Here is a 13,648-nt window from a genome sequence, read left to right as displayed (position 1 = left end):
GTATGCTGCCGCGTATTTGGCAGGGCAGGGCTGGCTTGACGCGCTACGTCCGCATCTTGCGCAAACGAATAATGTGCGCCTTGCCTTGGCACTGGTGGCGCGCGCTGAAACACCGCTTGGGTTTGTCTATGCCAGTGATGTTGCAGCCCAGCCAAAAGTTCGCATGCTCTTTAAACCAGCGCCCGATAGCTATCCTGCGATCCGATATCCGATGGCGATGACCAGAACGGCAAAAGAAGGGGGTCAGGCCGCGATGTCGGCACTTGTCGCCGCGCAAGATGTCTATACGCGCAACGGGTTTTTGCAGCTGCCTGGCGATGACACAACACGGTGCAAAGCTTCATGAGCGCCGCTGAAATTGCAATCGTTTGGCTTTCCTTGAAGGTCGCAATCTGCGCAACGCTATTTAGCTTGCCCTTTGCATTGGGAACGGCGTGGCTGCTGGCAAGGGGGCGGTTTTTCGGGAAAAGCGCGCTCAATATTTTTGTGCATTTGCCGCTGGTTCTCCCACCTGTTGTGACGGGCTATGCGCTGCTGTTGCTCTTTGGCAAACAGGGTGTGATTGGCGGGTTTCTGGACGATGCTTTTGGCGTAACTCTCGCTTTTCGCTGGACGGGCGCTGCTCTCGCGGCGGCGGTTATGGGGTTTCCTTTGATGGTGCGCGCGATACGCCTTGGTTATGAGGGCGTCGATCAAGGATTGGAGCAAGCGGCCGCAACGCTTGGCGCGCCAAAACGCGCTGTCTTCTGGAGCGTGACGCTACCACTTATCTCACCCGGTATTCTGGCTGGCGTGGTTCTGGGCTTTGCCAAGGCAATGGGCGAATTCGGCGCGACGATTACGTTCGTTGCATCGATCCCGGGTCAAAGTGAAACATTACCTTCGGCCATCTATACCCTGCTGCAAGTGCCTGGCGGTGAAAGCGCCGCGCTGCGCTTGATCGCAATTTCCGTCGTCATTTCCGTGGCTGCCTTGGCGCTATCCGAAGTGCTGGCGCAGCGCGCAATCAAACGGGTGTCGGGACGATGAAATTGCGCATTGATATCCAGCAGCAGCTTGGTGCCTTTACACTTGATGCGCAAGTTAATGCAGGGGCAGGAACCACTGTTGTTTTCGGCCGTTCAGGAAGCGGCAAAACAAGCCTTATCAATGCAATAGCGGGTCTTTCGACGCCGCAAAACGGACGCATCACTTTGGGCGATAGGGTTTTGTTCGACGCGGTGCAGGGCATCAATATGCCTGTCCACCAGCGGCGCATTGGATATGTTTTTCAGGATGCCCGGCTGTTTCCCCACCTGAATGTTGCGCAAAATCTGGAGTTTGGGGCGCGGTTTGCATCTACGCCGCCCAGTCCCGCAGAGCATGCCAGATTGATTGAGGTTCTTGGTATTTCGGCGCTCTTGAAGCGGCGCCCTGCCGCACTATCGGGCGGGGAAAAACAGCGCGTCGCATTAGGGCGCGCGCTGCTTAGTGCGCCCGAATTGTTACTATTGGACGAACCGCTCGCGGCGCTGGATGAGGCCCGTAAGCAGGAAATCCTGCCCTATCTGGAACGTCTGCGCGCAGAAGGTGGGCCACCGATGATTTACGTCACACACGACATGTCAGAGATTGTGCGCCTTGCCGACGGGCTTACCGTTATGCGCGATGGCAGATGTGTGGTTCAAGGCTTGGCAGAAGACGTGCTTGCCGATCCTGCCAATATGCAGTTGATCGGGGTGCAGGATGCGGGCGCACTTTTGCGCGGGGTCATTTCGCACCATGGTACAGACGGTTTAAGCACGATCCGCCTGAGCGCAAGTGAATTGACGGTCCCGCATATCGACGCCGCGATCGGGCAAAGCGTGCGCCTGCGCCTTAGGGCGCAAGATGTGATCCTGTCGCTGAGCCGGCCGGTCGGTCTGTCATCGCAAAATGCGTTAGAGGCGCAAATCACCGAAATCCAGCAGGGCAGTGGCCCGGGCGTTGCGATTGCCCTTCACAGCGGGGCGGATCGATTGATTGCCCGCATTACTGCCCGCGCGCTTAAGCAAATGCAATTGAGCGTGGGGCAAAAGGTTTGGGCGATTGTAAAGGCAAATGCCCTGCCACCTGCTGCAATCGCCAATGCAAACGGCGAGCATCCAAAACGCGCATAGCTTTGTGGCAAAAACTGCGCTTTTCTAACTTGACGGGGGTTTTGCAGTCCAGTATTCCGCGCCGTGTTGGCGATGTAGCTCAGTTGGTTAGAGCAGCGGAATCATAATCCGCGTGTCCGGGGTTCAAATCCCTGCATCGCCACCATTTTTCTTCTGACAAGTTTGCCGGTTCAAGCGCTAGGGCGTAATCCAAGCAGTGCGCGTGCTTCGCTTGGTGTTGCAACAGGGCGCTCATATTTTTCACACAGATCAACAGCGCGCTGAACCAGCGCCGCGTTAGAGGGGGCGAGTTGCTCGCGGCTGATACGGATGTTGTCCTCAAGCCCTGTACGTGCGTGGCCGCCCGTCGAAATGGCCCATTCATTAAGTGCGATCTGGTTTGCTCCAACACCCGCTGCACACCATGGCGCATCGTCACCAAACAAACGCGCCACAGTTGCGCGGTAGAAATCAAAAACGGCGCGATCCGCGGGCATGGCGTTTTTGACACCCATCACGAACTGAACGTAAGGCGTGTCTTTGATCTGGCCGCGCTTGTGCATCAAAGCTGCGTGAAAAATATGACTAAGGTCAAAGGCTTCGATCTCTGGCTTGACGTTGTAGGTGACCATTTCGGAGGCCAGCCATTCGACCAGATCGGGACTGTTTTCATAGACCCGCGTCGGGAAGTTGTTCGAGCCGACGGAAAGCGACGCCATATCGGGGCGAAGCGGAAGCATGCCGCCGCGATCCCTACCTGCGCCAGAACGACCACCTGTTGAAAGCTGTACAATCATGCCGGGGCAGTGCGTTTCGATTCCCTCTTTCAAGCGTGCAAAGCGTTCAGGGTCCGATGTCGGCGCGCCGCTGTCATCGCGAACATGGCAATGGGCGATGCTTGCACCTGCTTCAAAGCTTTCATGTGTGCTCTCAACCTGCTCTGAAATCGTCACGGGCACGGCTGGATTGTCCGCCTGTGTAGGAACAGAGCCAGTGATGGCGACGCAGATGATGCAGGAATTGGACATGGTAGCCTCGAAGGTCAAAGTGGACGGGAGTGCCAGTGGGCGGCAAGCGACAATTTGCAAGATATGAACCGTTCGCTTCAGGCTTGGCAAGGCGTGCTTCGGTTTTGGTCTGTCGAATGTCTGGTTTGCAGGTGTCAGAACCGTTCCCACGCTGCGAAGCGACGTCACGTGTTTCAGAATATCCCATTGCACCTCGTGGAAGGCTCGTTACAGTCTGCAAAATAAAAAAAGCTGGGAGAAAAAAATGAAACATCTATCTGCAAAACTTTTGGGTGTCGCTTTTATCGCGTCACTTGCAAGCGAAGCTGCTGCAACCGAATGGAACGTATCTGTCTGGGGCAAGCGCCGCGCCTTTACCGAGCATGTCGAAAAGCTGGCAGAGCTCGTTTCTGCGAAAACCAATGGCGAGTTCACGATGAACGTCTCTTACGGTGGTCTTTCCAAAAACCGTGAGAACCTAGATGGTATTTCCATTGGCGCGTTCGAGATGGCGCAATTCTGCGCTGGCTATCACCGCGACAAGAACCGCGTTGTGACCGTTCTTGAATTGCCATTCCTTGGCGTTGAAAATCTGGAGCAAGAGGTCGCTGTTTCCGCTGCGGTCTATGCGCACCCTGCTGCGACTAAAGAGATGGCGCAGTGGAATGCAAAGCTGCTGATGACGTCGCCAATGCCGCAGTACAACCTTGTTGGTACGGGCGAGCCACGCACAACGCTGGCTGATTTTGAAGGCATGCGCGTGCGTGCAACTGGCGGTTTGGGCGATGCGTTCAAAGCTGTTGGCGCGGTTCCGACCTCTGTTACTTCTTCCGAGGCCTATCAGGCGATGGAAGGCGGCGTCGTTGATACGGTTGCTTTCGCACAACACGCTCACCTGAGCTTTGGCACAATCAATCAGGCTGACTGGTGGACTGCGAACCTCAACCCGGGCACAGTGAACTGCCCTGTTGTTGTAAACACTGACGCCTATGAAGCCCTTAGCGACGAGCATCGCGCCGCGCTTGATAGCTCGGTTCCGGAAGCCCTTGATTTCTATCTGGAAAATTACGGCAAGCTGCTTGAGCGTTGGGACGCTGTCCTGGCTGAAAAAGGCGTGGAAAAAGTGATGATCTCGGATGATGTCATTGCAGAATTCCGCGCAAAAGCGGCGGATCCAGTCCGCGATGCTTGGATCAAAGACATGGAAGCTCAGGGTATTCCCGGGCAGGAACTCTATGATCTTGTGGTAAAAACACTGGCAGATGCCAAAGCTGGCAGCTGATTGGTTGAGGTAGGGTGCGTGGCAATCACGTTCCCTACAATAACAACCTGACAAAGGTGTGCGCGCTGCGCGCACCTTTTTGCACCATCAAAAGGGGGATAGGCGCATGGCTGGCTCGGCGGCAGTTTTAGAAGATTCCAGTTTGCTCAGCAGGCTTGATCGGGCATTGCACCCTATCGAACGCTTCTGTGCATTGCTTAGTGGCATCGCGATTTTCTCGCTGATGTTTCTTGCTGTCTATTCCGTTACCGGGCGCAAGTTCTTTGCTTCGCCTATGATGGGCTATGTTGACTACATCGAAGCCGCGATGCCGGTTATCGCGATCATGGGTGTGTCCTATGTCCAACGCGACGGCACGCATATCCGCATGGATATGCTGGTGTCCAAGCTGAAGGGCCGCGCGCTTTGGCTGTTTGAATTGATTTCTGTCCTTTTGATGTTGTTCCTGATCGTCGCCCTGACCTGGGGCGCTTGGGAACACTTTGGCCGCTCTTTTGACTGCTCCTCGCCGCTTTGCAGTCGCGACAGCTCTATCGACGTGGGCATTCCGATCTGGCCATCCAAGCTGGTTGTGCCAGTTGCTTTCGCCGTTCTTGTTTTGCGTTTGATCCTGCAAGCAATCGGTTACGGGCGCGCAATGATCCTGGGTTTGGAAAACCCTGTTGCTGTGCCTTTGAACCTAAGCGTCGCCGAACAGGCGGCAATCGAAGCGCATGCATTGGAAGGAGCAGACTGATGGAGCCCATTGAGATTGGCCTATGGGTCAGCGGTGGTATGCTGGTTTTCGTTCTGCTTGGCATGCGGGTCGCTTTTGCGGCGGGTCTTGCGGGCTTTGTCGGCCTTGTCTGGCTGCGATGGAACGGGTTTGACTATGATCCCGAACGCTTCGGGAAAGCGTTGCAGATTTCGGTCCGCATTGCAGGTCTGACGCCGCATTCCAAAGTGAGCGCGCAGGTGTTGAGCCTGATCCCTGTTTTCATTCTGATTGGTTATCTGGCCTATCATGCCAAGCTGACAACCGCCTTGTTTGAAGCAGCCAAACGCTGGATCGCTTGGGTGCCGGGCGGCCTTGCTGTTTCGACCGTTTTTGCAACGGCCGGTTTTGCGGCTGTGTCAGGCGCATCTGTTGCGACGGCGGCCGTTTTTGCCCGCATCGCGATCCCCGAGATGTTGAAGATCGGCTACAACAAATCCTTTGCAGCGGGCGTTGTTGCGGCGGGGGGGACATTGGCATCCTTGATCCCGCCCTCTGCAATCCTGGTGATCTATGCGATCATTGTGGAGCAAGACGTAGGTAAGCTGCTTCTGGCGGGCTTCATACCCGGCGTCTTTTCAGCTTTGGTTTATGCGGCCCTGATTATCGGCCTTGCGATGACGTTCAAGAACATCGGCCCACCCGTGCGCGGCTTTACGTGGCGCGAGCGCTTTGAATCCTTGCCGCCTGCATTGCCCATCGTTGCGGTCGTCGTGATTATTATTTTCTTCGTTTACAACCCGTTCGGCGACGCTTGGGGCACGGCCACAGAAGGCGGCGCGATTGGCGCATTCATCATCTTTTGCATGGCGCTTTATCGCGGGATGCGCTGGGCCAAACTGAAAGAAGCACTGCTGGAAACCGCTAAGCTAACCGTGATGATTTTCACGATTATTTGGGGCGTTTTGATCTATGTGCGGTTCTTGGGCTTTGCCAAATTGCCAGACGCGTTTTCCGATTGGATTACCAGCCTGGAGATGTCGCCGATGCTGATCCTGATCTGCATTTTGCTGGCCTACGCGGTGCTTGGTATGTTCATGGATGCAATCGGTATGCTGCTTTTGACACTGCCTGTGGTCTACCCCGCAATCATGGCGCTTAATGGCGGCGAAATGGTCAGCGCGGCGGATAGTGCCTTTGGCATGTCTGGTCCTATGTGTGCGATTTGGTTCGGGATATTGGTGGTTAAAATGGCAGAGTTCTGTTTGATTACGCCACCGATTGGTCTGAACTGTTTTGTGGTTGCTGGCGTGCGCGATGATCTCACGGTTCAGGACGTGTTCAAAGGTGTGACACCTTTCTTCATCGCGGATGGCGTAACGATTGCCTTGCTCGTGGCGTTTCCGGGGATTGTCCTTTGGTTGCCGTCGTTGGTGTAATGCAAGGCCGCCCAATTTGAGAACCGGAAGATGATATGACCCATATTCTAGCGATTGACCAAGGCACGACATCGACCCGCGCGATTTTGTTCGGATCGGACATGGTGCCCGTTTCTTCGGCGCAAGAAGAGTTCGATCAGCACTTTCCACAAAGTGGCTGGGTCGAGCATGAGGCGGGTGATCTATGGGCGACGACAGCTTCGACGTGTCGCGGTGCGATTGAAAAGGCGGGCATTGCCACCGCGGAAATCACTGCGATTGGTATCACCAACCAGCGTGAAACGACAGTTCTCTGGGATCGTGCGAGCGGCAAAGCGATCCACCGCGCTATCGTTTGGCAGGATCGACGAACGTCCGAATTATGCCAAAGCCTGAAAGCGGCGGGTCTAGAGCCAACGGTAACAGAATGCACCGGCCTGCTGCTTGATCCCTATTTCAGCGGAACAAAGCTGAAATGGCTGCTTGATAACGTAGAGGGCGCGCGCGCGCGTGCAGAGGCGGGGGAGTTGGCCTTCGGCACAGTGGATAGTTGGATCATCTGGAACCTGACAGGGGGCAAATCCCATGTCACGGACGCAACCAACGCTGCGCGCACGATGCTTTATGATATTCGGCAAGGGCGCTGGTCGCAGACCATGTGCGATATGCTGGATATCCCTATGTCGCTTTTGCCGGAGGTCAAGGATTGCGCCGCCGACTTCGGCGTGACGCGCGCCGATCTATTTGGCCGCGAAATCCCGATATTGGGCGTCGCCGGAGATCAGCAGGCGGCTACTGTCGGGCAGGCATGTTTCAAACCCGGAATGTTAAAGTCGACTTATGGAACAGGGTGTTTTGCGCTGCTCAATACTGGCGATGATCCCGTTATTTCCAAAAATAGATTGCTGACGACGATTGCCTATCAGCTTGATGGAAAACCAACGTATGCGTTGGAAGGGTCGATCTTTATTGCCGGGGCGGTGGTCCAATGGCTGCGCGATGGTCTGAAAATCATTCGCGACGCAAAAGAAACGCAGCCGCTAGCCGATAGCGCGGACCTTGGTCAGGATGTTGTCCTTGTTCCCGCCTTTACGGGCCTTGGCGCGCCATACTGGAATGCAGAATGCCGCGGTGCGATTTATGGTCTGACGCGTGGCTCTGGCCCTGCGGAACTGGCCAAAGCGGCGCTTGAAAGCGTTGGTTTCCAAACGCGAGACCTGCTTGAAGCGATGCATGCGGATTGGCCCGGCGCAGAAGAAACCGCGTTGCGCGTGGATGGCGGCATGTCTGCCTCTGATTGGGCGATGCAATTCCTGTCGGACATTCTTGGCGCGCCTGTGGATCGCCCCAAGGTGTTGGAAACTACAGCGCTTGGCGCGGCGTGGCTCGCGGGGCAGCGCGCGGGGCTTTATCCCGCAATGGATGAATTTGCGCAGACTTGGGCACTTGAGCGGACTTTCACACCTGACATGGATGAAAGCACGCGCGCGGCACGGTATGCGCGTTGGAAAAGAGCGGTCGAAGCCACGCTTGCGGTTTGATCGTTTTGCAGGGTAATCAGGGCCAAATCTGGGGAGATCGCATGTGAAACAATACCATCAAGCCTTGCGCGACGTTCTGGAGTTTGGCGTCGAGTCCACGGACCGCACGGGCACAGGAACGATTTCGCACTTTGGCCTTCAGTGCCGCTATCCATTGGCGGATGGGTTTCCGTTGGTGACAACGAAGAAGCTGCATCTCAAGTCGATCATCCACGAGCTGCTTTGGTTCGTCGCGGGCGACACCAATATCAAATACCTTAAAGACAACGGTGTTTCGATTTGGGATGAATGGGCGGATGAGAACGGTGATCTCGGCCCAGTCTATGGCCAGCAATGGCGCCGGTTTCCTGCGCAAAATGAAGCTGGTTATATCGATCAGATTGTTGATCTTGTCGAAGCGATCAAGAAAACGCCTGACAGTCGTCGTCTGATTGTCTCTGCTTGGAATCCTGCGGAGGTGCCTGACATGGCGCTGCCACCGTGTCACACACTTTGGCAGGTACGGATCAACGGTGGAAAACTGCATTTGCAACTCTATCAACGCTCTGCCGATATGTTCCTTGGGGTGCCGTTCAATATCGCGTCCTATGCATTGTTGCAGCATATGCTGGCGCATGTAACGGGGTATGAGGTTGGCGATTTCGTGCACTCTATCGGCGATGCGCACATCTATTCCAACCATATGGAGCAGGTTCAAACCCAGCTTGCACGCACGCCGAAAGCGCTGCCCCAGCTGCGGATAAAAAGGCAGGTCGGCTCGCTCTTTGACTTTACCTTCGATGATTTCGAGATCATCGGATATGAACCCGATGCGGGTATCAAAGCCCCTGTGGCGGTCTAGGCCATGATCTCTTTGATCGTCGGGCGCGACCGAAACGGCGCTATTGGCAAGGGCAATGACATCCCGTGGTATGCGCCGGAAGATCTGAAGTTTTTCAAACGTGAAACCCTTGGCGGGGCGATCATCATGGGGCGCAATACTTGGGATAGCTTGCCTTTCAAGCCACTCAAGGACCGGTTGAACATTGTCGTGACCTCGCAAGGGTGCGCGGCTGAACATACCTGCACATCTGTTAGCGACGCTGTCGCACTTGCCTACAGTCAGGGCTATCGGCGCGTCTACGGAATAGGCGGCGCGGGGATTTACCGCGAGATGATCGCGATTGCCGATCGCATGTTAATTACAGAGGTCGATCTGTCGGTGGAGGGCGCGGATACGTTTTTCCCTGTGTTCGACAATGACGATTGGCAAATCACCGGCAGTAGCGAACTGCGTAGTGAAGTTCCTGCCTGCACCGTTTTTGAGTACCTCAAGCGCTAGGTTGCCCCGAATTCTGCGACTTTCCTTGTAAATGAATCACAGTTTTCTACGTGTTTGGTGTTCCAATGCCGCTCAGAGGTGCGCGCAAATTGACTTATTTCCGTCTCATGTTAGGCTAAAAAGATAAATAAAAACACGATCCAGAGCAGTCACCACAAGAGGCAGTCCCATGTTTTCAAAAGTATTCGCATTCGCAGTTGCCGCGACAATCGCCACCACATCCCAGGCTTTTGCTTGGGGGGATATGTATATGGGCGACGGCACAAACAATCCTAACAGCGTTGCACCGCAAGCCTACAACGGCCCGAACTATTGCCCCGCTGGCTTGCAGCCCGTCGTTTTGGGCGGTGTTATCTGCTGTGGCACAGCGGCGCGTGGTTATACACCGATGAAGCAGCGCCAAGCCGCCAAGCCAGCGCCAAAGAGCCACGCCATTGTTCAGGACCGTGTGCTATATACGCGCGAGCAGGTCTATGGCCAGCGCACGATCATTGTTCCGCTTCAGTAAATCCGAGCGACAGATCAAACCGATTGGCAAAGCCCAGCGATCCCGCTGGGCTTTCTCATGTTTAGAGCAGCGTTAGATTTGCGGCCATTTCGCGGCCATCGCGCCCCTCTTCCATATCAAAAGACACCTTTTGATTGTCAGCCAGCCCAGTCAGGCCAGACCGTTCCACAGCCGATATATGCACAAAGACGTCTTTGCCGCCTCCTTCGGGTTCGATAAAGCCAAAACCCTTGGTCGTGTTGAACCATTTTACGGTGCCATTAGGCATGCCGCTCACTCCTTTAGTTACCCCTAGTAGCATGAAAGCTTAGCGTTCTGGGGAAAAAATCAAGGTTTTTCGTTGCGCCCTGCGTTGACATTTACGTTAGGATGACGCGCTCTACCGGCAAAAATCAGGAGCGCGACATGAAGCTATACGGTCTGAAAAATTGTGATACATGCCGTAAGGCTCTGAAAAACCTTCCAAACGCGGTTTTGGTTGATGTGCGCAGTGAAGGCGTGCCGCGCGATGTGTTGCAAACCGCCTATGAGCGGTTTGATGCCGCGTTGCTAAACACGCGCTCAACAACATGGCGCGGTTTGAGCGCAGAAGAGCGTCAGCGCCCCGCGCTTGATCTCATCACCGATCACCCTGCACTGATGAAGCGCCCGCTTATTGATGACGCGGGCACGTTGTACTTGGGCTGGGGACGTGATGTTCAGGCGGCTTTAGTCGGCTGAACGTGCCAGGACCCGATCCAGCGAAAGCCATCCTGCGCCTTTGAACACAAGGATCGCGAGGGCAAGCACCCAGAACATGCGCTGATCCAGGATCACGCCGTCAGGGACACGATCAAACCATGCGCCAAGCACTTTGGGATCGCCCCATGCGCCGTGGCCGATCAGGTCAGTCAGGCTTTGGACCGTGATAAAGCCGATCATGCCAAGCGCGGCAAAGCGCGTGAACAAGCCAACGATAATCAACGCAGGCAGCACGAATTCTGCGACAGTTCCGCCCGTGACAACCGCCCAATGGAACAACCCAAGCTGGGAAACGTCATAGCCCGCAGCTTCCATCGCGCGGGGGAATATCTGTGCGTATGCGCCAAGCGAAGGTTGGAAAATGCCGAACAGGCCGTCGCCCAGTTTTGTTAGTCCCGAATTAAAGAAATAGATCGCAAGCGCGGCTGCAAAGGCAAATCGCGCAGCAAATGCCAGCGCCGCATCTCCCGCGCCAATCGGGGCTAAAAGTCGGTCTTGAAGGGCAATGAGGCTGCGCATGGGGAATTCCTTGTGAACGTGAGTGAAAATCAGGTTTCGGGCGTTAGGGCAGCGATTGCGCCCGTTTGGATCAAGAGAGCCAGCAAAGTGGGGAAATCAAAGGCGGGATGTTTGGCCTCTATCAGGTCCAGGGCTGGCCCAAGCCGCGTGCCTTTGGCGAGGGTTTCGACAAGCAACGCGCCACCTTTGGGCAACGCGTCCATTCGCGGATCAAACTCGGGTCGCGTGACAAGAACATCTTGCCCGTTTGCTTGAGGCTGCGGTGCTCCTTCGCTCATATTGTAATGCCAGATGTCCAGAACGGGCCATGGCGAGCGTATGACACGCACAGACGGGGCGAAGCGGACAAGAGCGCTTGCCAGTTTTTCCGGCGCGAGCTCGGTGAAGAGTGTTGGATCAATCGGATTTGCATCTGCTGCGTGATAGCTATGGCGTCGCGCCAGTTCCAGACGGGCAACGTCTGGCAGGTAGGCAAGATGGGATAAAGGTGCGAAACTTTCCAGAAATGCCGGAAAATCAGTGCCATAGAGCATCATGCGCGGATCGGAAGGGGGATGCGCGCGCAGGTAAAGTCCAGCAAGGGATGCAAAGTTTTGCGCCCCGAGCAGTTTCCCGATCACCGGGAAACTCTCGCTGAGCGCTTCTTTCAATCCCATCACAACGTTGTTGCGATAGACGTTAAAGCGCTTGCCCGCCGGGCGTTCTTGTCCGTCGGTCAGGCTTTCTGGGATTGTGCGGTCTGGATCAAAGATCGCCGCACGAAAGTCGCGCTGGGTTGTTTTCATGATTGCAACGCCAAGGCTTTGGCCCCGCGCATCGCTTCCGCGGCGAGGATGGGCCAGTCCGGCACATCTGTGTCCCACTCAATAAGCAAAGGACGCGCACCGGAGCGTTCAAGCGTGTAATCGAGCAGGGCCCAAACAGGATCGGCGATCTCTGCACCATGGCTGTCGATCAAGAGGGGCCTGCCGTGATCGTCTTCATCTTCATCATGCCCACCCAAGTGAATTTCGCAGACGCGATCCAAAGGGAAAGCGTCGATATAGGCGCGCGCATCCATTTGCAGATTGGTCGCGGAAACGAAGACGTTGTTAACATCAAGCAACAGTCCGCAGCCTGTGCGCCGCGCGATTTCACTCAGAAAATCGGTTTCGGAATGGGTGCTTTCTGAAAAGGCGAGATAACTGGATGGATTTTCAAGCAGCATTTTGCGCCCCAACGCCTCTTGCACCTGATCGACGTGATCGACAACGCGGGTCAGGGTTTCTTTGGTGTAGGGCAGGGGCAGAAGATCATTCAGAAAGGCACTTTCGTGAGTGGACCATGCAAGATGCTCGGAAAAACTGGCAGGATTGAGCCAGTCACACAGGGTTTTGAGCCGTGCAAGATGTTCTGCATCCAGCGCGCCTTCGCCGCCAATGCTAAGGCCGACGCCGTGTACGGAAATGGGAAACCGTTCTGCTAGATGGCGCAATTGGGCAAGGGGGCGACCGCCCTGGCCCATGTAGTTTTCTGCGTGGATTTCCAGCCATTCAACGGGGGCAGGGTTTTCGATGATGTCAGCAAAATGCTGAGGCTTGTAGCCGACGCCGGGGGCATTGGGCAGATCGGAACGGGGCGCGGCATCAAACATCATTAGGCTCCTTGGGCAAGTTAGGGTGCATGATATCACGCACCCTACTTTAGGTTCGCTTATGCTGGCAGATCGCGCTCAAGCGCTTCGAGCGAGCCCATGCGGCCATCTGGCAGTTCCATTGTTGTGCATGTGCCTGCATCAACGAGGGTCCATGCGTTGCCTTGGTAATCTACTTTGGACGTGCCTGCACATGTCGTGCCTGCGCCTGCTGCGCAATCATTCTTGCCAGCAAGGGAAACGCCGTAGCATTTTTCTTTGCCAGCGGCAGAGGCTTCGGTGACCGTGTGTGCAGTGAAAGAAGCTGCGACTGCGCCTGCAACGGCGAGGGTTTTAAGTGCGTTGGACATGGTTTTTTCCTTTGGTTGAACGAATTGTTTCGTGAGCAGTGCGCCGAATTTGGCGACTGAAAACAAGCTACTCTGCTAAAGGCAATTTTGACTATTCACGCATCCGTGTGTCACAGATGCGTTAGCTATTGAGAGAGCGCCGTGAGGCCCATCTGGCGAGAAAACCCTTTGAAAACAGAACAAGGCCCGCCAATTGTGGCGGGCCTTGTTGCAACCATTTCACGCGTTTTGCGCCAAGTGTTACAGTTTGTCGGGCGCAGTCGCTTCAATGCGCAAGCCGGATATTACAGAATCCAGCGCTTCGACCTTCGTTTGCTTCTCGCCAAGGCGGCGCACTGTGACTGTGCGCTCTTCAACTTCACGCGCACCGACTGCCAAGATCACCGGCACTTTGCCAACAGAATGCTCGCGCACTTTGTAGTTGATCTTCTCGTTGCGGATATCCGCTTCGGCGCGCACCCCGGCTGCTTTAAGCGCAGCGACAACCTCGTGCACATAATCATCTGCATCCGAAATG

Annotated in this window: 18 protein-coding genes and 1 tRNA gene; 12 read left to right on the top strand and 7 right to left on the bottom strand. The window is 55.4% G+C overall.

Going from position 1 to position 13,648, the window contains the following annotated elements; all coding sequences use genetic code 11:
• From WBC85_RS07745 to WBC85_RS07730, 4 genes are all read left to right on the top strand, one after another.
• The coding region (locus tag WBC85_RS07745) for a substrate-binding domain-containing protein (protein WP_424434847.1) at positions 1 to 346 on the top strand (346 nt) is incomplete at its 5' end.
• Positions 343 to 1,029 carry a molybdate ABC transporter permease subunit gene (gene modB, locus WBC85_RS07740; protein ID WP_424434844.1) on the top strand — a complete coding sequence of 229 codons (687 nt, stop codon included), beginning with the start codon at positions 343 to 345 and terminating at the stop codon, positions 1,027 to 1,029. The genes WBC85_RS07745 and modB, both read left to right, overlap by 4 nt.
• Positions 1,026 to 2,138 (top strand): molybdenum ABC transporter ATP-binding protein, encoded by a 1,113-nt coding sequence (gene modC / locus WBC85_RS07735; RefSeq protein ID WP_424434841.1) that lies wholly within the window; start codon positions 1,026 to 1,028, stop codon positions 2,136 to 2,138. The genes modB and modC overlap by 4 nt, the downstream gene beginning before the upstream one ends.
• Positions 2,139 to 2,206: 68 nt before the next feature.
• A tRNA-Met gene (locus WBC85_RS07730) sits at positions 2,207 to 2,283 on the top strand.
• Positions 2,284 to 2,308: 25 nt separating this feature from the next.
• On the opposite strand, the gene WBC85_RS07725 is transcribed toward WBC85_RS07730, so the two are convergent.
• Positions 2,309 to 3,145: a 3-keto-5-aminohexanoate cleavage protein gene (locus WBC85_RS07725; RefSeq protein WP_424434838.1), complete on the bottom strand. Its 837-nt coding sequence runs from the start codon at positions 3,143 to 3,145 to the stop codon at positions 2,309 to 2,311.
• Positions 3,146 to 3,389: 244 nt separating this feature from the next.
• Between WBC85_RS07725 and WBC85_RS07720 the strand changes: the two genes are divergently transcribed.
• The 7 genes from WBC85_RS07720 (at position 3,390) to WBC85_RS07690 (ending at position 9,888) form a co-directional block, all read left to right on the top strand.
• The gene (locus tag WBC85_RS07720; protein ID WP_424434835.1) at positions 3,390 to 4,406 is read left to right on the top strand and encodes a C4-dicarboxylate TRAP transporter substrate-binding protein; all 1,017 of its coding nucleotides are present in this window, start codon (positions 3,390 to 3,392) and stop codon (positions 4,404 to 4,406) included.
• Between the two features lie 106 nt (positions 4,407 to 4,512).
• The gene (locus WBC85_RS07715; protein WP_424434832.1) at positions 4,513 to 5,142 is read left to right on the top strand and encodes a TRAP transporter small permease subunit; all 630 of its coding nucleotides are present in this window, start codon (positions 4,513 to 4,515) and stop codon (positions 5,140 to 5,142) included.
• A complete protein-coding gene (locus WBC85_RS07710) occupies positions 5,142 to 6,539 on the top strand; it encodes a TRAP transporter large permease (protein ID WP_424434828.1) in 1,398 nt (465 codons plus the stop codon). The genes WBC85_RS07715 and WBC85_RS07710 overlap by 1 nt, the downstream gene beginning before the upstream one ends.
• A 35-nt stretch (positions 6,540 to 6,574) precedes the next feature.
• Complete coding sequence (gene glpK, locus WBC85_RS07705; RefSeq protein ID WP_424434825.1) at positions 6,575 to 8,059, top strand: glycerol kinase GlpK; 1,485 nt, start codon at positions 6,575 to 6,577, stop codon at positions 8,057 to 8,059.
• 43 nt (positions 8,060 to 8,102) lie between these two features.
• The gene (locus WBC85_RS07700; RefSeq protein WP_424434822.1) at positions 8,103 to 8,900 is read left to right on the top strand and encodes a thymidylate synthase; all 798 of its coding nucleotides are present in this window, start codon (positions 8,103 to 8,105) and stop codon (positions 8,898 to 8,900) included.
• Positions 8,901 to 8,903: 3 nt separating this feature from the next.
• Entirely contained in the window at positions 8,904 to 9,380 is a 477-nt protein-coding gene (locus WBC85_RS07695) for a dihydrofolate reductase (protein WP_424434819.1), read from the top strand.
• A 169-nt stretch (positions 9,381 to 9,549) separates the two neighbouring features.
• A complete protein-coding gene (locus WBC85_RS07690) occupies positions 9,550 to 9,888 on the top strand; it encodes a hypothetical protein (protein ID WP_424434816.1) in 339 nt (112 codons plus the stop codon).
• A gap of 61 nt (positions 9,889 to 9,949) precedes the next feature.
• On the opposite strand, the gene WBC85_RS07685 is transcribed toward WBC85_RS07690, so the two are convergent.
• Positions 9,950 to 10,156, bottom strand: coding sequence for a cold-shock protein (locus tag WBC85_RS07685; RefSeq protein ID WP_424434813.1), 207 nt, complete (start codon positions 10,154 to 10,156; stop codon positions 9,950 to 9,952).
• Positions 10,157 to 10,293: 137 nt separating this feature from the next.
• On the opposite strand from WBC85_RS07685, the gene WBC85_RS07680 reads away from it, so the two are divergent.
• Positions 10,294 to 10,608 carry an ArsC/Spx/MgsR family protein gene (locus WBC85_RS07680; RefSeq protein ID WP_424434810.1) on the top strand — a complete coding sequence of 105 codons (315 nt, stop codon included), beginning with the start codon at positions 10,294 to 10,296 and terminating at the stop codon, positions 10,606 to 10,608.
• Here the strand turns inward: WBC85_RS07680 and WBC85_RS07675 are convergent.
• From WBC85_RS07675 to WBC85_RS07655, 5 genes are all read right to left on the bottom strand, one after another.
• Positions 10,597 to 11,148 carry a DoxX family protein gene (locus WBC85_RS07675; RefSeq protein WP_424434807.1) on the bottom strand — a complete coding sequence of 184 codons (552 nt, stop codon included), beginning with the start codon at positions 11,146 to 11,148 and terminating at the stop codon, positions 10,597 to 10,599. The two genes, WBC85_RS07680 and WBC85_RS07675, sit on opposite strands and share 12 nt — an antisense overlap.
• A gap of 29 nt (positions 11,149 to 11,177) precedes the next feature.
• Positions 11,178 to 11,933, bottom strand: a complete 756-nt coding sequence (locus WBC85_RS07670) for a putative DNA-binding domain-containing protein (RefSeq protein WP_424434804.1) — start codon at positions 11,931 to 11,933, stop codon at positions 11,178 to 11,180.
• Positions 11,930 to 12,781 carry a DUF692 domain-containing protein gene (locus WBC85_RS07665; protein ID WP_424434801.1) on the bottom strand — a complete coding sequence of 284 codons (852 nt, stop codon included), beginning with the start codon at positions 12,779 to 12,781 and terminating at the stop codon, positions 11,930 to 11,932. The genes WBC85_RS07670 and WBC85_RS07665 overlap by 4 nt, the downstream gene beginning before the upstream one ends.
• A 59-nt stretch (positions 12,782 to 12,840) precedes the next feature.
• Positions 12,841 to 13,131: a DUF2282 domain-containing protein gene (locus tag WBC85_RS07660; protein ID WP_424434798.1), complete on the bottom strand. Its 291-nt coding sequence runs from the start codon at positions 13,129 to 13,131 to the stop codon at positions 12,841 to 12,843.
• A gap of 240 nt (positions 13,132 to 13,371) precedes the next feature.
• On the bottom strand, positions 13,372 to 13,648 hold a 277-nt coding region (locus WBC85_RS07655; protein ID WP_424434795.1), incomplete at its 5' end, for a His/Gly/Thr/Pro-type tRNA ligase C-terminal domain-containing protein.

Origin of the sequence: Planktotalea sp., from assembly GCF_049680325.1 — a bacterium.
Taxonomy (GTDB): Bacteria; Pseudomonadota; Alphaproteobacteria; order Rhodobacterales; family Rhodobacteraceae; genus Planktotalea.
The sequence above is the reverse complement of the archived record's forward strand: the minus strand, read 5'-3'. Positions and strand labels throughout refer to the sequence as shown.